Below are 22,865 nucleotides of genomic sequence, written 5' to 3'. Positions count from 1 at the left end.
CCCGCCCAACATGAGCCATTTTCATGCAAATGGGCGATGCGCCTAAAAACCGCGCAGCTTTGTTATGATTCTGCACCTTCTGAAATTTGCCCGACCAGGTAGTTCCTATGTCCGACCGCAGCGCTCGTCTCCAAGCACTCCAGAACGCACTCAAGGAGCGCATCCTGATCCTCGACGGCGGCATGGGTACTATGATCCAAAGCTACCGGCTCGAGGAACACGACTATCGTGGCACGCGTTTCGCCGATTGGCCAAGCGATGTCAAAGGTAACAACGACCTGTTGCTGCTCAGCCGCCCGGATGTGATCGCCGCCATCGAAAAGGCCTACCTGGATGCCGGCGCCGATATCCTCGAAACCAACACCTTCAACGCCACGCAGATTTCCCAGGCCGACTACGGCATGGAATCGCTGGTCTACGAGCTGAACGTCGAGGGCGCGCGCATCGCCCGCCAGGTGGCCGATGCCAAGACCCTGGAAACCCCGCACAAGCCGCGCTTCGTCGCTGGCGTGCTCGGCCCTACCAGCCGCACCTGCTCGATTTCCCCGGACGTCAACGACCCAGGCTACCGCAACGTCACTTTCGATGAGCTGGTAACGAACTACATCGAGGCCACCCGCGGCCTGATCGAGGGCGGCGCCGACCTGCTGCTGATCGAGACCATCTTCGACACCCTCAACGCCAAGGCGGCGATCTTCGCCGTGCAGCAGGTGTTCGAGGAAGACGGCATCGAACTGCCGATCATGATCTCCGGCACCATCACCGACGCCTCGGGCCGTACCCTGTCGGGCCAGACTACCGAAGCGTTCTGGAACTCGGTACGCCACGCCAAGCCGATTTCCGTGGGCCTGAACTGCGCCCTCGGCGCCAAGGACCTGCGCCCGTACCTGGAAGAGCTGGCGACCAAGGCCGACACCCATGTCTCGGCCCACCCCAACGCCGGCCTGCCAAACGCCTTTGGTGAATACGACGAAACCCCGGCCGAAATGGCCGTGGTGGTCGAGGAATTCGCCGCCAGCGGCTTCCTCAACATCATCGGCGGCTGCTGCGGCACCACGCCGGGCCACATCCAGGCCATTGCCGAGGCCGTGGCCAAGTACAAGCCGCGCGAGATTCCGGAAATCGCCAAGGCCTGCCGCCTGTCGGGCCTGGAGCCGTTCACCATCGACCGCCAGTCGCTGTTCGTCAACGTCGGCGAGCGCACCAACATCACGGGCTCTGCCAAGTTCGCCCGGCTGATCCGTGAAGAGAACTACACCGAAGCCCTGGAAGTCGCCCTGCAGCAGGTCGAGGCCGGCGCCCAGGTGATCGACATCAACATGGACGAAGGGATGCTCGACTCCCAGGCCGCCATGGTCCGCTTCCTTAACCTGATCGCCGGCGAGCCGGACATCTCGCGCGTGCCGATCATGATCGACTCGTCCAAGTGGGAAGTGATCGAAGCGGGCCTCAAGTGCATTCAGGGCAAGGGCATCGTCAACTCCATTTCCATGAAGGAAGGCGTCGAGCAGTTCAAGCACCACGCCCGCCTGTGCAAGCGCTATGGCGCTGCCGTAGTGGTGATGGCCTTTGACGAAGTCGGCCAGGCCGACACGGCCGCGCGCAAGAAAGAGATCTGCCAACGCAGTTACGACATCCTGGTCAATGAAGTGGGCTTCCCGCCGGAAGACATCATCTTCGACCCGAACATTTTCGCCGTCGCCACCGGCATCGAAGAGCACAACAACTACGCCGTCGATTTCATCGAGGCCTGCGCCTACATCCGCGACCACCTGCCGCACGCCCTGAGCTCGGGCGGTGTGTCCAACGTGTCGTTCTCGTTCCGTGGCAACAACCCGGTGCGGGAAGCCATCCACTCGGTGTTCCTGTACCACGCGATCCAGAACGGCCTGACCATGGGTATCGTCAACGCCGGCCAGCTGGAGATCTACGACGAGATCCCGCCTGCCCTGCGTGAAAAGGTCGAGGACGTGGTGCTCAACCGCACCCCGCATGGCACCGACGCACTGCTGGCCATTGCCGACGACTACAAGGGCGGCGGCGCAACCAGGGAAGTGGAAAACGAAGAGTGGCGCTCGCTGCCGGTGGAAAAACGCCTGGAGCACGCGCTGGTCAAGGGCATTACCGCGTTCATCGTCGAAGACACCGAGGAATGCCGCCAGCAGTGCGCCCGCCCGATCGAAGTGATCGAAGGCCCGCTGATGAATGGCATGAACGTGGTCGGCGACCTGTTCGGCGCGGGCAAGATGTTCCTGCCCCAGGTGGTCAAGTCGGCCCGCGTGATGAAACAGGCGGTAGCGCACCTGATTCCGTTCATCGAAGCCGAGAAAGGCGACAAGCCGGAAGCCAAGGGCAAGATCCTGATGGCCACAGTAAAAGGCGACGTGCACGACATCGGCAAGAACATCGTCGGCGTGGTGCTGGGCTGCAACGGCTACGACATCGTCGACCTCGGCGTGATGGTGCCGGCCGAGAAGATCCTGCAAACCGCCCGCGACGAGAAGTGCGACATCATCGGCCTGTCCGGCCTGATCACGCCGTCGCTGGACGAGATGGTCCACGTGGCCCGCGAAATGCAGCGCCAGGGCTTCCAGTTGCCGCTGATGATCGGCGGCGCCACCACCTCCAAGGCGCACACCGCAGTCAAGATCGAGCCCAAGTACAGCAACGACGCCGTGGTCTACGTCACCGACGCCTCGCGCGCGGTAGGTGTTGCCACCCAGTTGCTGTCCAAGGAGCTGAAAGCCGGCTTCGTCGAGAAGACCCGCCAGGAATACGAAGAAGTACGCGAGCGCACCGCCAACCGCAGTGCCCGCACCGAGCGCCTGAGCTACGCCCAGGCTATCGCCGCCAAGCCGCAGTACGACTGGGCTGGCTACCAGCCAGCGGTGCCCTCCTTCACCGGCGTCAAGGTGCTGGAAGACATCGACCTGCGCACGCTGGCCGAGTACATCGACTGGACCCCGTTCTTCATCTCCTGGGACCTGGCCGGCAAGTTCCCGCGCATCCTCACCGACGAAGTGGTCGGCGAAGCGGCGACGGCGCTTTACAAAGATGCCCGCGAGATGCTCGACAAACTGATCGACGAAAAACTCATCAGCGCCCGCGCAGTGTTCGGCTTCTGGCCGGCCAACCAGGTAGCCGATGACGATATCGAAGTGTACGGCGAGGACGGCCAGGCCCTGGCTACCCTGCACCACCTGCGCCAGCAGACCATCAAGCCGGACGGCAAGCCCAACTGGTCGCTGGCCGACTTCGTCGCGCCGAAGGCCAGTGGCGTTACCGACTACGTGGGCGGTTTCATCACTACCGCCGGCATCGGTGCCGAGGAAGTGGCCAAGGCCTACCAGGACAAGGGCGACGACTACAGTTCGATCATGGTCAAGGCCCTGGCCGACCGCCTGGCCGAGGCCTGTGCCGAATGGCTGCACGAGCAGGTGCGTAAAGAGCACTGGGGTTATGCCCGCGACGAACACCTCGACAACGAGGCGCTGATCAAGGAGCAGTACCGCGGTATTCGCCCGGCCCCCGGCTACCCGGCCTGCCCGGACCACACCGAGAAGGAAACCCTGTTCCGCCTGCTTGATGGCACTGCCATCGGTGAGACCGGGCCGAGCGGCGTGTTCCTCACCGACCACTTTGCGATGTTCCCGGCGGCGGCGGTCAGCGGCTGGTACTTTGCCCACCCGCAGGCGCAGTACTTTGCGGTGGGCAAGGTCGACAAGGACCAGATCGAGCGCTACAGCGCGCGCAAGGGCCAGGATGTGAGCGTCAGCGAGCGCTGGTTGGCGCCTAACCTGGGTTACGACAGCTAAGACCCTTGGGGCCGCTTTGCGGCCCATCGCGACACAAGGCCGCTCCTACAGGAGAATGCAATCCTTTGTAGGAGCGGCCTTGTGTCGCAATGGGCTGCACAGCAGCCCCAATAGCCACCTACACTGTCCCTGATTGCCTCTGATTTCCTCAGGAGCCACCATGGACGATTCCAGCCAGGGCAAGCCCCCTACCTTCTGGCAGATGCTGCACAGCATCCTCGCTGCCGCCTTCGGCGTGCAAAGCGGCAAGAACCGCGCCCGCGACTTCACCCACGGCAAGGCCAGCCATTTCATTGCGCTGGGGACGCTGTTCACCCTGGTGTTCATTGCCATACTGATCGGCCTGGTGCAATTGGCCCTGCACCTTGCGCGCTAGCAAAAACGCCTGCGGGACTCCCTCCCGCAGGCGCTCTGGCTGCATCACGGTCTTGAATACAAGTCTACTGGTGGCTGACCCAATACACGGCAGTGACCACCACCAGAACGATCAGGCAGAGGATCGCCCAGGCATCGACGCTGCTGTCAGCTTTGCGGACCTTTGTTGAGTTTCCCATTGCATTGCCTCTTGTAGTGGTTATGGGAATGCACTTCACCACCAGCAGTTAAGACGAGCAATGCCCTTCCCTCAAGCAGGGTCTTTCAATAATTGATCGGTGATGTCAGAAATGGGTACTTATAGTCGGGCGGCCGCCCTTCGGCACTGTAATGCTGGAAATCGATACCGTAGTCGGGCCGTTCCAGTAGTTTCAGCCAACGGGTTGCCTTGGCCTGGTCAATCGACTGCAACACCGGGATGCGATGCTCGCGCAGGCCGTCGCGGTTCACCGCCAGCCCCTGGGCATCATCGTGCAGCATCACCATGGCCCAGCCGCCGAGGGTAAAATGCCCGCCCATCAGCACGCTAAGACGCCCGTCGATACGTGCACGCAGGGCCTCGGCCGAGCTGTTGATGGCGCTGAACAGCACATCGCGCCCCGGCTTTCGCCCTGCCTCTTCGAACGCCTGCATGGCACCAAAGGCCATTTCGTCGTTGGCCGACCATACCAGGCGGGTGGCCGGGTAGCGCTCCACCAGTTGCTGCGCCTGCTCGTAGGCGCGCTGGCGGCTCCAACCACCATATACCACCTGGCGCAGACGCACCTGGGGGAAGTCGGCCAGGGCGCGGCGCATGCCCTCCTCGCGCAGCTGCGAGGCCGGGGTGGTCTTGACCCCGGCAAACGCCAGCAGGTCCACCGGCCCACTGTCGCGGGGCAATTGCGCGACCATCTGGTGCAACATCTCAAAACCCGCTTGCTCGTCGTTGGCCGTCAAGGTGCCCAGCAGCTCGGCATACTTGCCCGGCTGGGCCTCGATGCTACGGGCCTGGCTGGCAGTCAGGCCGTTGTTGACCAGGAACAGTTTGACGCCGGTGCCACGCGACAGCCGGATGATCTCCGGCGCCACGTACCGCTCATTGACCAGGACCAGGTAATCCGGCCGCTGCGGTCCGCCCAGAATCGCCCTGGCCTGGGTCAGCGCCAGGTCGGCGCGGCGTTCGCTGTACTCCACGCGCAGGGTCATGCCCAGCTCATCCGCGGCGGCCTGCATGAAGCGGGTATAACTGGTCCAGAACGTCTCGGTGGACAGCCCCGGGTTGAGGAAAACCACCGAAGCCGGTTGCGCACTTGCCGCCAGCGGCAAGGCAAGACACAAGCTTTGGCACAACGCCTTGAGCATGGGCTGACATCCCTGCGAAGCAAACGCCGGATTATAAACGCCAAGCCACGCCCAGCGCACAAATGGCAGTCAGTCTCACATAGTCCATTTGGTTCTTTTCATATGCAAAAACATCACTTTAGCGCATAAACGCAACCTGCTATCGTTCCCCGGCTCCGAAGCGGAGTGCGCGGCCGTGCGCGCGAATAGCTGCATGCCTGAGACAGGACTTTTATGTACGTATACGACGAGTACGATCAGCGGATCATCGAGGACCGCGTCAAGCAGTTCCGTGATCAGACCCGCCGCTATCTGGCCGGTGAGCTGAGCGAAGAAGAATTCCGCCCTCTGCGCCTGCAGAACGGCCTTTACATCCAACGTTTCGCGCCGATGCTGCGCGTCGCCGTGCCGTACGGCCAGCTGAACGCCACCCAGGTCCGCACCCTGGCCAGGATCGCCCGCGACTACGACAAGGGCTACGCCCACATCTCCACCCGCCAGAACGTGCAGTTCAACTGGCCGGCCCTGGAGGACATCCCGGACATCCTCGCCGAACTGGCCACCGTGCAGATGCACGCGATCCAGACCAGCGGCAACTGCCTGCGCAACACCACCACCGACCAGTTCGCCGGTGTGGCCGCAGACGAAATCGTCGATCCGCGCCCGTGGTGCGAAATCGTCCGTCAGTGGACCACCTTCCACCCGGAATTCGCCTACCTGCCGCGCAAGTTCAAGATTGCCATCAACGGCTCGCAGGAAGACCGCGCCGCCATCGAAGTGCACGACATCGGCCTGGAGCCGGTGCGCAATGCCGCTGGCGAGCTGGGCTTCCGTGTGCTGGTCGGTGGCGGCCTGGGCCGTACCCCGGTGGTGGGCTCGTTCATCAACGAGTTCCTGCCGTGGCAGGACCTGATCAGCTACCTTGACGCCATCCTGCGCGTGTACAACCGTTACGGTCGCCGTGACAACAAGTACAAGGCGCGGATCAAGATCCTGGTCAAGGCCCTTACCCCGGAAGTGTTCGCCGAGAAGGTCGAGGCCGAAATGGTCCACCTGCGCGGCGGCAGCACCACCCTGACCGAAGCCGAAGTGCAGCGTGTATCGCGCCACTTCGTCGACCCGGCCTACCTGGCCCTGGACAACGTCGACTACGCCGCGCAGGACGCCGAGTACCCAGGCTTCGCCCGCTGGCGCTCGCGCAACACCCGCGCCCACAAGCGCCCTGGCTACGTGGCCGTGACCCTGTCGCTGAAGCCCACCGGCGTTGCCCCGGGCGATGTGACCGACAAGCAGCTCGACGCCGTGGCCGACCTGGCAGAGCGCTACAGCTTCGGTTTCCTGCGCACGTCGCACGAGCAGAACATCATTCTTGCCGACGTCGAGCAGCGTCAGCTGCATGCCCTGTGGCTGGAGCTGCGCGAAAACGGCTTCGCTACCCCGAACATCGGCCTGCTGACCGACATCATCTGCTGCCCGGGCGGTGACTACTGCTCGCTGGCCAACGCCAAGTCGATCCCGATTGCCGAATCCATCCAGCGCCGCTTCGACGACCTGGACTACCTGTTCGACATCGGCGAGATCGACCTGAACATCTCCGGCTGCATGAACGCCTGCGGCCACCACCACGTGGGCCACATCGGCATCCTCGGCGTGGACAAGAAGGGTGAGGAGTTCTACCAGGTGTCGCTGGGCGGCAATGCCGCGCGTGGCGCGAGCCTTGGCAAGATTCTCGGCCCGTCCTTTGCCCAGGATGACATGGCCGATGTGATCGAGAAGCTGATCGCCGTGTACGTCGAGCAACGTACCGAGGAAGAGCGTTTCATCGACACCTACCAGCGTATCGGCATCGACCCCTTCAAGGAACGCGTCTATGCAGCGAATCATTAAGAACAACCAGATCGTCGACGAAACCTGGCATCTGCTGCCCAAGGAAACGTCCTTTGACGAGCTGACCAACTGCGACGACTACATCGTCCCGCTGCAGATGTGGCGCGACCATGCCCATGCGCTCAAAGCCCGTGACGGTGGGCTGGGCATATGGCTGGACAGTGACGAAGAAGCCGAAGAAATCGGCGAAGACGTGCAGCACTTCCAGGTCATCGCACTGAACTTCCCGGCGTTCACCGACGGGCGCAACTACTCCAATGCGCGCCTGCTGCGTGACCGCTACAAGTTCAAGGGCGAACTGCGCGCCATCGGCGACGTGCTGCGCGACCAACTGTTCTTCATGGCCCGTTGCGGCTTTGACGCGTTCGCCATCCGCGCCGACAAGGACCCGGAAGACGCGCTGCAAAGCCTGAAGGACTTCTCGGTGACCTACCAGGCCGCCACCGACGAGCCGCTGCCGCTGTTCCGCCGCCGCTGATCGTCACCTTGCAATGCCAGACGGCCCGCCTATATGGCGGGCCGTTTCGTTTTCCTGTACCGGCCTCTTCGCGGGTGAACCCGCTCCCACAGGTACTGCACCGTTCTTGAGTGCGGCGCGGTCCCTGTGGGAGCGGGTTCACCCGCGAAGAGGCCGGTACAGGTTTACCCTGCATTCCCCCAGCAACAGTCACGGCACAGCGACCTATTCTTGCCTCCCAGTCAAATGACCTTGGCCCCGCCCCACCTTAATCAATCCCCCTCAAAGCCGCACACTGCTCCCCACACGAAGAGCGATCGAACCCGAGCGACCAGGCTCGATTCGGCTCACCCCCTCACTCACCAGGAGCAGATCCATGAGCGTTCCATCCTTCGGCCTCGGCACCTTTCGCCTAACCGGCCAAGCCGTCATCGATTCGGTCAAGTCGGCCCTGGAACTTGGCTACCGCGTCATCGACACCGCGCAGATCTACAAGAACGAAGCCGACGTCGGCCAGGCCATCGCCGAAAGCGGCGTCAAGCGCGGCGAGCTGTTCATCACCACCAAGATCTGGGTCGAAAACTACGCCGCCGACAAGCTGGTCCCCAGCCTGCGCGACAGCCTGCAAAAACTGCGTACCGACTACGTCGACCTGCTGCTGATCCACTGGCCGGCCCCAGGCAACGGCGTTGCGCTGCCCGAGTACATGGCCGCCCTGGCCGAAGCCAAGAAGCTGGGCCTGGCCCGCCAGATCGGTGTGTCCAACTTCAACATCGAACTGACCCGCCAGGCCATCGAAGTGGTTGGCGAAGGCGAAATCGCCACCAACCAGATCGAACTCAGCCCGTACCTGCAGAACAGCAAGCTGACCGCGTTCCTCAAGGAACAAGGCGTCACCGTCACCTCGTACATGACCCTGGCCTACGGCAAGGTGCTGAAAGACCCGGTACTGGCCGACATCGCCGCCAAGCACAAGGCCACCGTGGCCCAGGTTGCCCTGGCCTGGGCCCTGCAGCTGGGCTACGCGGTGATCCCGTCGTCGACCAAGCGGGAAAACCTGGCCAGCAACCTGCTCGCACGTGACCTGAAGCTGGACGCTGACGACATGGCACGCATCGCCAAGCTCGAGCGCAACGGCCGTGAAGTCAGCCCTGACGGACTGGCGCCAATCTGGGATTGATGCCATGACCACGCCCCTCGAACGCCTGACCGCTGGCGGCTTCAGCATCGGCCTGGAAGCGCCGCTGGACCACGACTGGACGCCCGCCGGCGACCAGGCGCGGCGCCGCGATGGCCGCCAGTTCGGCGAGCCGGACCTGGCCCGCCACGCAGAACTGGCACAACTGGCCGATCGCCTGGGCTACCGCGCCCTGTGGGTCCGCGATGTGCCGCTGTACGATCCGTCGTTCGGCGATGCCGCCCAGGTGTTCGAGGTGTTTGCCTACCTCGGCTACCTGGCCGGGGTAACCCGCGACATCCTGCTTGGCACGGCCGCCGTGGTGCTGCCGATTCGCGAACCGCTGCTGACCCTGAAATCGGCCAACAGCGTGCAGTGCCTCAGTGGTAACCGCCTGCTGCTGGGCGTGGCCAGTGGTGACCGGCAGGTGGAGTACCAGCCGACACAGCCTGATAGAGCCCCCTTGCCCCATCTCCGGCGGTCTTCATTGTTCCACGCACTGCAATTATGATGTGCCAGGCACACCCATTCTCTATTCGGCCAGCGGCTACTACTCTCCTACCAGCCAATCGAACTGAGGAGTATCGCGATGTCCCGCCCACCCCTGCCGCCCTTCACCCGCGAAAGCGCCATCGAAAAGGTCCGCCTGGCCGAGGATGGCTGGAACAGCCGCGACCCGGCCAAGGTCGCGCTTGCCTATACCATCGACACCGTGTGGCGCAACCGCGCCGAGTTCCCGCGCGGTCGTGCCGAGGTCGAGGCGTTCCTGACGCGTAAATGGAACCATGAACTGGAGTACCGCCTGATCAAGGAGCTTTGGGCCTTCACCGGCAACCGCATTGCCGTGCGCTATGCCTACGAGTACCACGACGACAGTGGCCAGTGGTACCGCGCCTATGGCAATGAGAACTGGGAGTTTGCCGAGGACGGGTTGATGCAGAACCGCCATTCGAGCATCAACGAGCACCCTATCAGTGAAGCCGAGCGCAAGTTCCACTGGCCGCTGGGCCGGCGCCCGGATGATCACCCCGGGCTCAGCGAACTGGGGCTCTGATCAGCCCTGCGGCAGCATGATCCTGACTTCCAGCCCGCCACCCGGGCGGTTGCCCAGGGACATGCTGCCCCCCTGCTCCAGCACGATGGCACGTGCTGCGGGCAGGCCCAGCCCCACGCCACCGGTATTGCGGTTGCGTGAACCTTCGATACGGTAGAACGGCGCGAATACCTGCTCGTGCAGCTCCGGCGCGATGCCCGGCCCGCGATCCTGCACGGTAATCTCGATCTGCCTGGCGTTTACCGCCAACACCACCGTGGGCTCGCAGCCGTATTTCGCTGCATTGTCGATCAAGTTGACCAGCACCCGCTTGATACCCACCGGCCGCCCCGTATACACACAGCGACGCGGCCCGCTGAGGCCGACCTCGACCCCCGCGTCCTTGAAGTCGTCCACAACGGTCAGCAGCAGCTCGCCCAGATCGAATACGGTCGTCTGTTCCAGCCGCGCGTCATCACGGAAGAACCCCAACGCCGCATCGACCATCGCCTGCATCTCGTCGACGTCCTTGAACAACTTGGCCTGTAGCTGGGCATCGTCGATGAACTCGGCGCGCAAGCGCATGCGCGTCAGCGGTGCACGCAGGTCATGGGAGATGGCCGCGAGCATCTGGGTGCGGTCGTTGAGAAAATGCTTGAGCTGCGCCTGGGTGGCATTGAACGCAAGAATGGTCTGACGCAGGTCGTGCGGGCCAACCACCGGAATGGGCGGGGCGTTGAAGTCCTTGCCAAAACGCCGCGCACCTTCGGCAAAGCGCTCCAGCGGCTTGGCCAGGTAGCGGGTGGCCAGCAGCGCGACGACAAGGCTGGAAACCAGCATCAGCCCGAGGATGATCAGGTTGCGCGGCAGTTCGTCCAGGCCCCAGCTACGGTTGGTGGCACGGAACAGCACCCAGGACTTGTCGGTCAGCTCGATCATCAGCGCATAACCACGCTCAGGTGCGTACTCCGGCATGTCGGACGGTGCGAAGGCCTCGACCCTGGCATCCGGGCGCTTGAGCAATGCGCGCAGGATAGGCGTGCCCTCGCTGAACTCGGCATCGACCAGCACGGGTACGCCCGCTTCGTCATGGCGGCGCAGCCAGCGCACGGAGTATGAGCCGTCGCCCGCCGCACTGGCGATGTTGGCGCGCTGCGCCATGGGCGCGACGTCGAGGATGCGAGTGACCGCTGCAACCTTCTCGATCACCCCGCTCTCCAGCAGCGGTGGCTGCGCCCAGACACTCAGCAACAGGCTGAACAGCCCCTTGAGCAGCAACAGGAACAGCATCGCCGTCAGGGTGGTCAGCGCGATCCAGCGGGCAATGGTGATCCTGGGCCGTGGCAGGGCCTGGCGAACCCAGGCGAGCAGCTTCATCGCTTCGCGACCGTGGGCGTGAACAGGTAACCGGCGTTGCGCAGGGTACGGATCAAGGGCTCGTTGCCGTTGTCGGTTTCAAGCTTGCGGCGCAGCCGGCTGACCTGGACGTCGATACTGCGATCATAGGCGTCGTAGGCATCGCCACGGGCCATGTCCAGCAACTGCTGGCGGCTGAGCACCCGCCGCGGATGTTCGGCGAACACCAGCAGCAGCTCGAACTCACCGTTGGACAAGGGGATCATGACGTTGTCCGGCGAACGCAGCTCGCGCCGCACCACATCCAGCCGCCAGCCGGCAAACTCCAGGGTCGCGCAGGCATGGCCCGCCGCGCTCCCGGCCGCTTCGCCGGCACGGCGCAGCACTGCCCTCACCCGGGCCAGCAGTTCACGGGCGGCGAACGGCTTCGTCAGGTAGTCGTCTGCCCCCAGCTCCAGGCCAACCACCCGGTCACTCAACTCGCCCATGGCGGTGAGCATGATCACTGCCACCTTGTGCTCGGCCAGCAGGCGCTGGCACAACACCAGGCCACTGTCGCCAGGCAGCATCACATCCAGGATGACCAGGTCCGGCACCCGCCGCTCGACGGCCTGCCACAGCGCCTTGCCATCCCTGGCCACATCAACCTCGTAGCCATGTTGGCAGAGAAACTTCTGCAGCAGGTCGAGCACCTCGACATCATCGTCGACTATCAGCAAATGGCTCACAAAAAAGCACCGCAAAACAAGGTTATCAAGCCGTACTTTAAGGCCATCCCCACGTAGCCGTCATATATTTCAACCCGGAAACAAAGTGTCGACGCCGAGACAATCCGGACATTACCAGGCAAAGAAAACTGCGCAGCATCGCTGCCAGTTCTTGCCAGGAATGTATCTATGTCCCGTTCATCATCCGCCTCCCGCTCAGCGCGCTCAGCCGCGCTGGCCTTGTCGCTGCTTGCGGCGGGAGGCTGCAGCCAACGCGCACCGGCCACGGCGGCCTGCGGCAATGTCGCCTATCAGGTCAGTGACCCGGCGGAGCCCGCCAACCGCGCCGTATTCGCCTTCAACCGCACGGTCGACGACTATCTGCTGGCCCCCGTCGCACGGGGCTACACCGCGCTGCCCGATTTTGCCCAGCAGGGCATGCACAACTTCGCCAGCAACTTCGGTGAGCCGAAGGTGTTCGTCAACGACCTGCTGCAGGGCAACGGCGAACGGGCGATGACCAGCCTCTCCCGCTTCATCTTCAACACCACCCTGGGTGTGGCAGGGCTGGTCGACGTGTCTGGCAAGATGGGGCTGAGCCAGCATCGCTCGGACTTTGGCCAGACTTTCGGGGTGTGGAACATCGCCTCTGGCCCCATCGTCGAGCTGCCGCTGCTGGGCACCCACAACCTGCGTGATGCCACAGGCACGCTGCTGGGCCTGGCACTGGACCCGTTTGGCGGCAACAGCGATACCGTCGAAACCATGGGCAACGTAGCCACGGCCGGCGGCATCGTCGATGCACGGGCCGAAGCACTGCCGCTGACCGACCTGCTGCGCACCTGGCCTGACTACTACGTTGCGATGCGTGACTACACCGCGCAGCGGCGCAGCAACCGGGTGGCAGAAGGCAAGGCCGGCGAGCCGGGCACCTGGCCAGTGAATTGCGCAGGGGGTGCCCATGAAGAATGATGCCCAAGGCGCCATGCTGCTGTTCAGGCGCCTGGAAGGCGCTGCCCGGCAACCGCTGTTGCTGCATGAACTGGAGGCCCGGGTTTCGGCCGATGGCCGGAGCCTGGTGCTGAGCCGCTATCGCGAACGCTTTACCGCCGAGGGCAAGCCCTACCGACACGAGGCTCACCGCAGCGTACCGATTGCAGCATTGCTGCGCTGGGTGGCGCGGCACGAACGATGAATTCGAGGGCGGCCAAGTGTCAGCAGGGACCCTGTGGGAGCGGCTTTAGCCGCGAACACCGGCGCAGCCGGTGCCATGCACCGCGCTGGATTCTTCGCGGGTGAACCCGCTCCCACAGGGTACGCGGACCGCCTGCGAATTCAGGGCGTCAGGCCCGGGATGTCCGAAACGCGACAGTGGCTGCCTGTTCGGCGTGAGACAGGCAAACCGGGCACTGGCTACCCTTCTTCGGCAAATGCCTTGTTCCCTTTCGCCAGAAGAAGATCGCCCATGACGACCTCCACCGCCTCCATGGCCGCCACCACACCTGCCGACCAACCCCAGGGCTTTCTGGTCCGCATCGTCGGCGCTGCGGCATTCGCCCACCTGCTCAACGACCTGATCCAGGCCGTGCTGCCGTCCATCTACCCGATGCTCAAGAGCGATTTCGCACTCAGCTTTGCCCAGATCGGCTGGATCGCCCTCATCTACCAGGTGACCGCGTCCTTGCTGCAACCCTGGGTCGGCCTGTACACCGACAAGCGCCCGCAGCCCTACCTGCTGCCGGCCGGTATGCTGGTGACGCTGGTGGGCATCGCCCTGCTCGCCTTCGCCAGCAGTTATGAAATGCTGCTGGTGGCTGCCGCGGTGGTCGGCGTGGGCTCGGCGACCTTCCACCCCGAAGCCTCGCGACTGGCCAGGATGGCCTCCGGTGGGCGCTTTGGCACCGCGCAATCGACCTTCCAGGTCGGTGGCAACACTGGCTCGGCCCTCGGCCCGCTGTTGACCGCTGCCATCGTCATTCCGCACGGCCAGCCGGCCATCGCCTGGTTCATGCTGGCGGCCGCGCTGGCGGTATTCGTGCTGCTGCGGGTGACCGGCTGGACCGTGCGTCACGGCCAGACCCGGCTCAAGACCTTCGCCGGCCAGCAGGCCTCCGGCCTGTCGCGTGGCGCCATGTGGCGCGCCGTGGCGGTCATCGCCGTGCTGATGTTCGCCAAGTTCGTCTACATCGCCTCGTTCACCAACTATTTCACCTTCTACCTGATCGAGCATTTCGGCCTGAGCGTGCAGCACAGCCAGCTGTACCTGTTCGTGTTCCTCGCGGCCGTGGCCCTGGGCACCTTCGCTGGTGGCCCGGTGGGTGACCGTATCGGGCGCAAGGCGGTGATCTGGGTCTCGTTCCTCGGCGTGGCGCCCTTCGCCCTCGCCCTGCCCTACGCCAACCTGGCCTGGACGGCGGTACTGGCGGTGGCCATCGGCCTGGTGATGTCCTCGGCCTTCGCCGCCCTGGTGGTGTATGCCCAGGAGGCCGTGCCGGGCCGGGTCGGCATGGTGTCGGGGGTGATGTTCGGGTTGATGTTCGGTATCAGCGGCATCGGCGCCGCCGGGCTTGGCGAACTGGCCGACCGGCATGGCATCGAGTGGGTGTACCAGATCATCTCGTTCCTGCCGCTGCTGGGGCTGGCCACCGCGCTGCTGCCGGCAACCCGCTCGCAAGCCCGCCCCAGCCGCTGCTGTTAAAGTGGGCGTGCCAGGCTGCCCGTACAAGAGGTCGAAATGCTGAAGCCGCAGCACGAATTGCTGGTGGAGGTGGATGAGTGGAGCTGGGAGGTGGGCAGCCGTGCGACGGACTACCCGACCGACTGGTTCATCGAGCCCCACAGCCATGCCAAGCATCAACTGATCTATGCCACCAAAGGCCTGATGATCGTCGAGTCCGGTAACGAACGCTGGACCGTGCCTCCCAGCCGCGGCGTATGGATGCCTTGCGGCCAGGTGCACGCGATACGCTGCGTGGGCGAGGTGAAGATGCGCAGTGTGTTCGTGCGCGCCGACGCGGCAGTGCAGTTGCCCCTGCAGAGCAAGGCGATCAGCATCTCGCCGTTGCTCAGCGAACTGATCAAGGCCTCCGTAGGCTTTACCGCGCCGTTTGCCGAAGACTCGCGTGAAGCCCGGGTGATGCGCCTGATCCTCGACGAGATCTGCGTGCTGCCGACCTTGCCGCTGAAGCTGTCGCAGCCCGGCGACAAGCGCCTGCAGGCGATCTGCTCCGCGCTGCACGAGCGGCCTGACGATAACGCCACCGTGGCCGACTGGGGCCAGCAGCTGGGAGTGGACGAAAAGACCATCCAGCGCCTGTTCCGCAAGGAAACCGGCATGACCTTCGGCCAGTGGCGCCAGCAGGCGCGGTTGATGCAGGCACTGGAGCTGATCGCCCTGGGCGAGCGGATCATCGATGTGGCGGGGACGCTGGGGTATGACAGCCCCAGTGCCTTTGCCAGCATGTTCAAGCGCCAGTTCGGTATCACGCCGAGTCAGTTCTTCAAATAGCCTGTAGGAAACATATGAGATCGCCCCGCGTCGCCTGATCTCGCACAGCAACCCTGTCAAGCCGTGTACAGTACCCTCACAACAAAGCCCCCAGAAGGAGCCCGGCACATGACCGTGACGCTGTCCCCCCTGCAGATCGACTGCGATTTCGACTCCGGCAACATCCAGGTGCTGGATGCCAGCAACCCGGCCCAGGTGCACCTGGCCATCCGCCCGGACACCCACAGCGGCCACTACCAGTGGTTCCACTTCAAGGTCAGCGGGCTGACGCCAGGCCAGGTCCATCGCTTCAGCCTCGACAATGCCTCCGGTTCCTCCTACAAGAACGCCTGGAGCGGCTACAACGCCGTGGCCTCCTACGACCAGCAAACCTGGTTCCGCGTCCCCAGCCAGTTCGACGGCACGGCGCTGTCGTTCGAGATAAAGGCCGAACAGCCGCACATCTGGTTCGCCTACTTCGAGCCCTACCCGCGCGCTCGTCACAACCAGCTGATCGAACGTGCACGGCAACTGCCGGGGGTGGAATTGCTCGCCAGTGGCCGCAGCGTACAGGGTCGCGACATTCCCCTGCTGCGTGCCGGTGATGGTGCCGCAGGCAAGCGCAAGCTGTGGCTGATTGCCCAGCAACACCCGGGTGAACACATGGCCGAATGGTTCATGGAGGGCGTGATCGACCGCCTGCAGGCCAACGACGAGGTGATCCGGCAGTTGCTGACCAAGGCCGACCTGTACCTGATCCCCAACATGAACCCCGACGGTGCCTTCCTCGGCCACCTGCGCACCAACTTCAAGGGCAAGGACCTCAACCGTGCCTGGCAGGACGCCAGCGTCGAGCTCAGCCCCGAGGTCTTCTTCGCCCAGGCACAGATGAAGCAACACGGCGTGGATGCGTTCATCGACGTGCATGGCGACGAAGAGATTCCCCATGTGTTCACCGCGGCCTGCGAGGGCAACCCGGGCTACACGCCGCGTCTGGCCAAACTGGAGGAGCAGTTCCGCAGCACCCTGTGCAGCCTGACCCGCGACTTCCAGACCGTGCATGGCTATACCCGCGACGAACCGGGGCAAGCCAACACGACGCTGGCCTGCAATGCGGTGGGGATGGCGCATGACTGCCTGTCACTGACCCTGGAAATGCCGTTCAAGGACCATGACGACGCGCCGGATGCCGTCACCGGGTGGTCGGGGGCGCGCTCGAAGGCGTTGGCCGGGGCGGTGCTTGAGACCTTGGCGAAGATGGTTGGCGATTTGCGCTGACTGAAACGGCCCATCGCCGGCAAGTCGGCTCTCACAGGACTGCACATGACTCATGGAATTAGCAGGGCCCCTGTGGGAGCGGCTTTAGCCGCGAACACCGGCGTAGCCGGTGCCATGCACCGCGTTGGATTCTTCGCGGCTAAAGCCGCTCCCACAGGTTACGCGGACCGCCGCTCCCACAAGGTCCCTGCGCTCAGAACTGCACATCCAGAATCACGCTGTCGGTATAGGTCGCAGCCGGGGGTGTAGCCTGGTCGGTGTAGACCTTGGCGTTGTAGTTGAACACCTGGCTACCGGTGCCGGTCCCCGTGCCGGGGTTCACATCGGCATCGGCACTGGCCCGCCGCGCAGCCCCTGTCGAACCCCAGCGCACCGCACCGGCGCCCTTGAAAATGTCATAGGCCAGGTAGTTGTTGGCCGAAGACTTCATCCGCCGTCGACCATTGGCCACGTTCTGCCCGTCATCCAGGCCCACCGTGTAGTTGCTGCCCTTGGTGCACGACACGCTCAGGCTCTGGCTCACCGTGCCGAACCCCGCCACCACCGGCGCGCTGGCGAAGTTGATGCTGGGCGTGGTGATCTGGCAGTCGTTGGTCACCGTCATGCTTACCAGCAGGGTCCTGGTACCGGAGCCCTTGTCTCGCCCTATGCAAAGCCCGCCAACACCAATCCCGTCGCAATAGTCCCAGGTCCACTCGACATCGAGGATTTCCTGATATAGCCCCGCCGATACGTTGCTGCCCACCTGCGTGCGCATGTAGATAGGCACATTCTTCGGTGTACCGTTGAGCAACCCGAGCAAGTCGAGGATGCCGGTGGTCCTGAATTCGAAGGGGGTGCCACGGGTGATCGGATAGTTGGTTGTGGCGTCGGCATAGAGGGTGTAGGGGATCACATCCCCGGTAGGCCCTACCAGGCCGCTGGTGGTGGAGGTGATCTTGATCTTGAAGGAGTCGGTGCTACTGAGCACGCTGATCACCGAACCGTTGCATTGCAGGCCCGAGTTGGTGCTGGAAGCTGTCTGGACCGTGCCACGTACCTGAGTCGAGTTGAGCGAACCAAACGCCGCCGGCGCAGTCAACACTGACGTGCACTTGGCCCAGGCCGAGCCCGCCCACAACAACAAGGCGCATGCCCACAAACCACGCCAGCAGGCCTTCACTTGCACACCAACGGGCCAATCAACGGGATCGAACCTTGCGACTCAGGCAGGTCGAACGCCACCTGGCAATGCCCGCCCCCCTGCAACTCAACCAGCAGTCGGTTATGCGGCGTCAGGTTCTCCAGATAAACCAGGCCATCCCAACCGACCACCGCCTGGCTGCCACTTTCTGCATGGGTGACACGGCTGCCCAGCTTGAGTACCTGCTGTTCGGCGTCCACCAGTTCGAGGCTGGCCGCCAGCACGCGCCTGAGCGGAAACTCCAGCAAGTAGCCGCTGCCCCGGCGCACCGCCACCCGCTGTTCCACTTCCGGCGCGAGGATGTCCGGCGGCAAGCCCATGGGGTCGATCTCGTACTTGCCGCGGTAGTAACCGCTGCTGTACGGCACCAGCAGGTGACCATCGGCATCGGTACGGCCGACCTCCTGGTTTTCATAGCGCACCGGCACGTCGGCGTAACCACTGGTGCTGACTAACACGAAGGCATCGTCGATACGGTTGGCAGCGAACAGCCCAGCATCCATCCAAACCAGCGAGCCACTGGCGTCGGCCCAGCGGGTCATCTCTCCACTGCTGCCATACAAACCGGCCTGCAACTGCACCGACTGCAGGCGCCAGGTGACATCGGCCTGGCGGTAGGCATCGCGCTCGCTACCGGCGGCGTAGCCCAGGTTGTAACCGACACCACCCCCCACCGGCGTCGCGCGGCTGTAGTTGACCCGCTGCAGGGTTTCGCCTTGCTGGCTGCGCTCCATGCCCAGGGCCAGGGTGCCGTGCAGGTCGAACGGGATCACCAGTTGCGCCTGCACTGCCCACTGGCTGTCCCCCACTTCACGGTTGGCCGACAGATAAACGCTGCTGTTGCCCCACAGCGGCCTGCTGTAGCTCAGGTTGATCAGCCGGGTACGTGTGCCGTCGCCGGCGCGCACATCGAAATAGCCGGCGCCGATGTTGCCGTATTCGTTCAGGTTCAGGCTCAGCGTGACCTGCTCGCTGCGCTGGCTCAGCTGTATGTCCCGGCTGTCGACCCGGGTCAGGTCGGCATAGTCGCCATGGCGTTGCAGGCGCTGGTAGCTGAAGCCGATGCGCTGGCTGTTGTACTGGTAGCCGAGGGCGACCTGGTGGCCCTTGTCGCCGTCGAACCGGCTCTGCGCCAGCGCCGCATTTAGCACGCCGAAGTTGCCCAGCCGCATGTTGCCACCCAGGCCTCCCAGCATCAGCGATTCGGCGCTTTCGGCATGGGTCTCCAGGGTGAAGACGTCGCTGACCCCGTAGCGCAGGCTGGCCGAAGCAACCCCGGGGCCGTAGGCAAAATCGCGCACCCCGTAGTCACGCCGCAGGCTGCCGGCCGCTACCGAATAATCCGCCAGGCCCTGCTGCAGCAGGCTGCTGGTGACGTAGAACGGCAAGGTGGTCGACACCTGCCGGCCAAGGGCATCGGTGGTGACCACCACCGCCTCCCCGGCGCCGTTGATGAACGGCACGTTGGTCAAGGTGTAGGGACCCGGCTGCAATTCGCTGGTGCTGGATTTGTAGCCATTGATGAACAGGTCCAGCGAGGTCGGTACCGCCGCTTCACCGGAGAACGCCGGCAGCGGATAGGTGACCAGGTCAGGGCGTACAGCGAAATCGCGCGACAACTGCAGGCCACCGACCCGCACCGAGCTGGTCCAGGGCAAGGCCCCGGTTACCAGGTCACCAGCTTCGTAGGTCAGCAGGCGCTGCTCGTCGGTGAAGCGCCAGGTGGTGTCGTAGCGCAAGAAGCCTTGGCGCATATCGTCGGTCGGCGCACCATTGAACGACTGGCGCCACTGCCCGCTGCTGGAGAACGTTCCCCAGCTGTCGAACAGGCGCAGTTCGTTCCAGGCCGCCAGGTAGCTGCCGCCGTCATCGGTGTCGTTCAGGTACAGGTCGTAGTTGAACAAGGCGCCGAAACTGCTGCGTGCATCGCTGGCCGGGTACAGGTTGCGGTCGCCCAGTTGCTGGTCGGGCAGCCAGGCCGGCGGCACTTGCAGCAGCAGGCGCTGGTTCTGGCTGTCGTAGTCGGCATGCATCCCCACGATGGCCTCCAGGGCCACCTCGCCCTGCGGGTTGCCTGGCAGCGAGACGCCGGCCGCCCGCAACACCTCGCTGTCCAGGTACAACTGCCCGGCGCGCTGCTGCACCGGCACCAGCTCAGCCCTGGGCACCTGGTTCACCAGCAACTCGAGGTACAACGTGGCATCGGCGATGGCAGACATCTCCGTGGGTGGTGGCGGCAGGTCGTCGGCCAGCACCAGGCCTGGGCCGACCAGGGCGAGCCCCAGGCAACAACGGTGGGTCAGCCACCTCACACACGGTGTCCAACCATTGCCGGATTCTCCACGGCCTCTGCGCGGCATTCAGGCGCAGGCTCATTGGCTTTGGCGGATGGCGTCCGCGCTGCTCTGGCCGTTTACCCTCCCCTTCAGCACACTCCCGGCACTCGGTGCCAACGGTGCCGGCCAGCGCATGCTGGCCCCCGGCAGCACATAACCCAGCAAGCCATCGGCCAGTGGTTTGCTCTGGCTGCCCTGCTGCACCACCACATCAGTCAGGCGTGCATGCACCGGGCCGGTGTTGCGCAGTTCCACGTACGGCTTGCCCTGCACGGTCACTGCGCGCCAGCTGAGTTGCGGCTTGCCGACGCCCTCGGCATTGCCCTTGCCCTCAGGGCCTGCCTTGCCCCACAGGCCTTCGCCGTAGACGAACAGGGGTACCGAGTAGCGCATCTGCAGGCGGATCGCCGCGGTGGTGCCGGGCTCGGCCTTGTCGACCGGGATGGCGGGCGGGATTTCGTCGATGATGATGCGGTAGGCCTGCTCCTGGCCGACTGGCGAGGGGCCGGTGCGGGTCAGGCGGATCAATTGCTTCTGCCCGGGGGCGACGTTGGCCACCGGCGGGCTGCCAATGATCTCGCGCTGTGCCTGGTACTGTTCCTGGTAGTCACCTTGGCGCCAGGCGAACACCCGCACCTGCAGGTTGGCCGGTGCGGTTCCGCGGTTTTCCAGCCACAGTGCGCCAGCCTTCTGGTCAGCCTCCAATACCGGGTCGATCGGCCAGATCAGCACCGAGGTGGCCGCCCAGGCTGGCAGGCTCGCCAGCCACGATACTCCGATCAATCCTCGCGCCCACTTCGCGCCTGCCCCCATGAAGCTCTCCTTGGATACTGGTCATTAGTGCCGATGCATTCACCAGGTCACCGTCACTTGCACCACATCGGTGTAAGTCCCCGCCGGCATCATGCCGGTCAGCTGAACCCGCCCGTACACCGGCAGCTTGATCGCCGTCGGGTCGGTATAGCTCACGGCCACGCTCTGGCCGATCCCCAGGCTCTGGCTGTACGCCGCGTCCCGGTACAACTGGTAGGCCAGCACCTGCGTGCCGCCCGTGCGTTTGAGGTTGCGTGTGCCACTGGCACTGTTCTGCCCGCCATCCACGCTCATGCTCAAGGCCACGCCCGGGGTGCACTGGAAGGTCACCGTGGTACCGCCCAACGAGGTGCCGAGAGTTCCGGTGGCCAGTGCCGACTGCGATCCGTAGTCGAGCGTCCCGTAGCTGGTCACGCCGCCCACCACCAGGCACCCGGCGACGATCTGCGCCGTCACCAGGAAGCTGCTGGTGGTCGCCGCATCCAGGGGCGCGGCCAGCAGCACGCCAAGGACGCTCATGCCGCCCGCCAGCCAGCTGCGCATGGTTCAGAACGACAGCTCGACGGACACTGTGTCGGTGTACTCCCCCGCCGGCAGGCCGACCTTGCCGCGCGCCTGGCCATACAGGTTGACGGTCTGGGCCACACCACTGCTGAGCGGCAAGGTGATGGTGCCGTTGATGGCCAACACCTGCGTACGCCCGGCATCGGTGTAGAAGTCGTACGGCACGAAGTTGCCGACGCCATCCGCCAGCGCACGGCTGCCCCCGGCCGACTGGCCATCGTGGGAACCTGCACCCACGCGGATGACTGGTACCGTGCCAGCCGAACAGAGAATGCTGATCGCCCCACCGCCGCCGCCGATTACCTGGCCGTCGGCGGTGTTGAACAAGGCATCGTGAGTGCCGAAGTCCAAGGTACCGAAGTCGGCCCCCGAGGAGGCTGAGCTGCCGTTGACCTGACACGCTGCGGTCAAGGTCAGCGTCGACTCGATAGTCCCGGTGGTGGCGGCCTGCGCCTGGTAAGTCAGCATCAGCCCCAGACCGGCGAGGATGCAGCGTGAAAGGTTCGTTCGCATCGAAGTCTCCTTGTGTCGTTACCAGTCCAGGGTCACCCTCAGGGTGTCACGGTACAGGCCGGCTGGCAGCGCACGCGGTTGCGCCACTACCACACCGTAGATGGGGATCGGTATCTGCCGGGTACTGCTGATGGTGAAGGCACGCGCCTGGCCGATGCCGTAGCGGCTGTTACCACCTGGGTCGATCGCCAGTTGGTAGGGGATCAGCTCGCGGCCGTTGCTCAGCCGCCGTATGCCGTCACTGCCATTCAGGCCGCCGTTGATGCGCACGTTGAACGCCCGCACCTCGGGCGTACAACTGATCTGCAGGCTGCCTTCGCCGCTCACATCATCAACCCGGCTGCGCAGCGGCTGGTCCCAGTTCGGTCCGCGCTCGCCGAAGTCCATCACGCCGGGGTTACCCACCGTTGCCGGTTGCGTCTCGTTGCTGCTGATCTGGCAAGCACTGCTGATCACCAGCCGCGCCTGGATGAAACCGGTGCTGGTGCCATGCGCGGCACCACCGGGCACCAGCAGCGGGCCCAGGGAAAGCAGCAGGATCGAGGTGCGGTTCATGGCGTCGCG

At 64.3% G+C, this 22,865-nt stretch carries 20 protein-coding genes and 1 pseudogene; 12 read left to right on the top strand and 9 right to left on the bottom strand.

Translation table 11 applies throughout. From position 1 onward, the window contains the following. Positions 1–107 precede the first annotated feature (107 nt). Positions 108–3,815 carry a methionine synthase gene (gene metH, locus QN085_RS09480; RefSeq protein ID WP_013971946.1) on the top strand — a complete coding sequence of 1,236 codons (3,708 nt, stop codon included), beginning with the start codon at positions 108–110 and terminating at the stop codon, positions 3,813–3,815. A 160-nt stretch (positions 3,816–3,975) separates the two neighbouring features. Continuing rightward, positions 3,976–4,191, top strand: a complete 216-nt coding sequence (locus QN085_RS09475) for a DUF2970 domain-containing protein (RefSeq protein WP_024086649.1) — start codon at positions 3,976–3,978, stop codon at positions 4,189–4,191. Between the two features lie 263 nt (positions 4,192–4,454). Here the strand turns inward: QN085_RS09475 and QN085_RS09470 are convergent, their stop codons facing one another. Then, complete coding sequence (locus tag QN085_RS09470) at positions 4,455–5,531, bottom strand: ABC transporter substrate-binding protein (protein ID WP_024086648.1); 1,077 nt, start codon at positions 5,529–5,531, stop codon at positions 4,455–4,457. A 213-nt stretch (positions 5,532–5,744) separates the two neighbouring features. Here QN085_RS09470 and QN085_RS09465 point away from each other — a divergent pair, with 213 nt between their 5' ends. The 5 genes and pseudogenes from QN085_RS09465 (at position 5,745) to QN085_RS09445 (ending at position 10,085) form a co-directional block, all read left to right on the top strand. Further along, positions 5,745–7,397, top strand: a complete 1,653-nt coding sequence (locus QN085_RS09465; RefSeq protein WP_013971944.1) for a nitrite/sulfite reductase — start codon at positions 5,745–5,747, stop codon at positions 7,395–7,397. Then, complete coding sequence (locus tag QN085_RS09460) at positions 7,381–7,875, top strand: DUF934 domain-containing protein (protein ID WP_013971943.1); 495 nt, start codon at positions 7,381–7,383, stop codon at positions 7,873–7,875. The genes QN085_RS09465 and QN085_RS09460 overlap by 17 nt, the downstream gene beginning before the upstream one ends. A 355-nt stretch (positions 7,876–8,230) precedes the next feature. Continuing rightward, the gene (gene dkgB / locus QN085_RS09455; protein WP_023662335.1) at positions 8,231–9,034 is read left to right on the top strand and encodes a 2,5-didehydrogluconate reductase DkgB; all 804 of its coding nucleotides are present in this window, start codon (positions 8,231–8,233) and stop codon (positions 9,032–9,034) included. A gap of 4 nt (positions 9,035–9,038) precedes the next feature. Next, positions 9,039–9,467, top strand: a pseudogene (locus QN085_RS09450) (LLM class flavin-dependent oxidoreductase); the annotation flags it as partial. 153 nt (positions 9,468–9,620) lie between these two features. Next, positions 9,621–10,085: a nuclear transport factor 2 family protein gene (locus QN085_RS09445; RefSeq protein ID WP_013971940.1), complete on the top strand. Its 465-nt coding sequence runs from the start codon at positions 9,621–9,623 to the stop codon at positions 10,083–10,085. Here QN085_RS09445 and QN085_RS09440 read toward each other — a convergent pair whose 3' ends face one another. Together QN085_RS09440 and QN085_RS09435 are read right to left on the bottom strand one after the other, a co-directional pair. After that, positions 10,086–11,441, bottom strand: coding sequence for an ATP-binding protein (locus QN085_RS09440; protein ID WP_023663402.1), 1,356 nt, complete (start codon positions 11,439–11,441; stop codon positions 10,086–10,088). After that, complete coding sequence (locus QN085_RS09435; protein WP_003256403.1) at positions 11,438–12,148, bottom strand: response regulator; 711 nt, start codon at positions 12,146–12,148, stop codon at positions 11,438–11,440. The genes QN085_RS09440 and QN085_RS09435 overlap by 4 nt, the downstream gene beginning before the upstream one ends. 168 nt (positions 12,149–12,316) lie before the next feature. Between QN085_RS09435 and QN085_RS09430 the strand changes: the two genes are divergently transcribed. From QN085_RS09430 to QN085_RS09410, 5 genes are all read left to right on the top strand, one after another. Then, positions 12,317–13,099 (top strand): MlaA family lipoprotein, encoded by a 783-nt coding sequence (locus QN085_RS09430; RefSeq protein ID WP_041506154.1) that lies wholly within the window; start codon positions 12,317–12,319, stop codon positions 13,097–13,099. Next, positions 13,089–13,322 carry a hypothetical protein gene (locus QN085_RS09425; protein ID WP_013971936.1) on the top strand — a complete coding sequence of 78 codons (234 nt, stop codon included), beginning with the start codon at positions 13,089–13,091 and terminating at the stop codon, positions 13,320–13,322. The genes QN085_RS09430 and QN085_RS09425 overlap by 11 nt, the downstream gene beginning before the upstream one ends. A gap of 270 nt (positions 13,323–13,592) precedes the next feature. Beyond that, positions 13,593–14,825, top strand: a complete 1,233-nt coding sequence (locus QN085_RS09420) for an MFS transporter (RefSeq protein WP_041506155.1) — start codon at positions 13,593–13,595, stop codon at positions 14,823–14,825. 36 nt (positions 14,826–14,861) lie between these two features. Beyond that, a complete protein-coding gene (locus QN085_RS09415) occupies positions 14,862–15,635 on the top strand; it encodes an AraC family transcriptional regulator (RefSeq protein WP_023662542.1) in 774 nt (257 codons plus the stop codon). A gap of 108 nt (positions 15,636–15,743) precedes the next feature. Further along, on the top strand, positions 15,744–16,892 hold the full coding sequence (locus QN085_RS09410) for a M14 family metallopeptidase (protein WP_023662543.1): 1,149 nt from the start codon (positions 15,744–15,746) through the stop codon (positions 16,890–16,892). Positions 16,893–17,085: 193 nt separating this feature from the next. Here the strand turns inward: QN085_RS09410 and QN085_RS09405 are convergent, their stop codons facing one another. From QN085_RS09405 to QN085_RS09380, 6 genes are all read right to left on the bottom strand, one after another. Then, the gene (locus QN085_RS09405; RefSeq protein WP_023662544.1) at positions 17,086–18,054 is read right to left on the bottom strand and encodes a Csu type fimbrial protein; all 969 of its coding nucleotides are present in this window, start codon (positions 18,052–18,054) and stop codon (positions 17,086–17,088) included. Further along, positions 18,051–20,348, bottom strand: coding sequence for a fimbria/pilus outer membrane usher protein (locus tag QN085_RS09400; protein WP_031325352.1), 2,298 nt, complete (start codon positions 20,346–20,348; stop codon positions 18,051–18,053). Before QN085_RS09400 ends, QN085_RS09405 begins: the two co-directional genes overlap by 4 nt. Before the next feature lie 99 nt (positions 20,349–20,447). Next, positions 20,448–21,224: a fimbrial biogenesis chaperone gene (locus QN085_RS09395; protein WP_023662546.1), complete on the bottom strand. Its 777-nt coding sequence runs from the start codon at positions 21,222–21,224 to the stop codon at positions 20,448–20,450. Between the two features lie 39 nt (positions 21,225–21,263). After that, complete coding sequence (locus QN085_RS09390; RefSeq protein ID WP_013971931.1) at positions 21,264–21,767, bottom strand: Csu type fimbrial protein; 504 nt, start codon at positions 21,765–21,767, stop codon at positions 21,264–21,266. A gap of 3 nt (positions 21,768–21,770) precedes the next feature. Further along, on the bottom strand, positions 21,771–22,301 hold the full coding sequence (locus tag QN085_RS09385; RefSeq protein ID WP_023662547.1) for a Csu type fimbrial protein: 531 nt from the start codon (positions 22,299–22,301) through the stop codon (positions 21,771–21,773). 18 nt (positions 22,302–22,319) lie between these two features. Further along, positions 22,320–22,856 (bottom strand): Csu type fimbrial protein, encoded by a 537-nt coding sequence (locus QN085_RS09380; RefSeq protein ID WP_003256412.1) that lies wholly within the window; start codon positions 22,854–22,856, stop codon positions 22,320–22,322. Positions 22,857–22,865 lie beyond the last annotated feature (9 nt).

Source organism: Pseudomonas sp. M2(2023) (assembly GCF_030263955.1).
In the GTDB taxonomy this organism is placed as follows: domain Bacteria; phylum Pseudomonadota; class Gammaproteobacteria; order Pseudomonadales; family Pseudomonadaceae; genus Aquipseudomonas; species Aquipseudomonas asiatica.
This window is presented reverse-complemented; position numbering and strand designations above follow the sequence as displayed.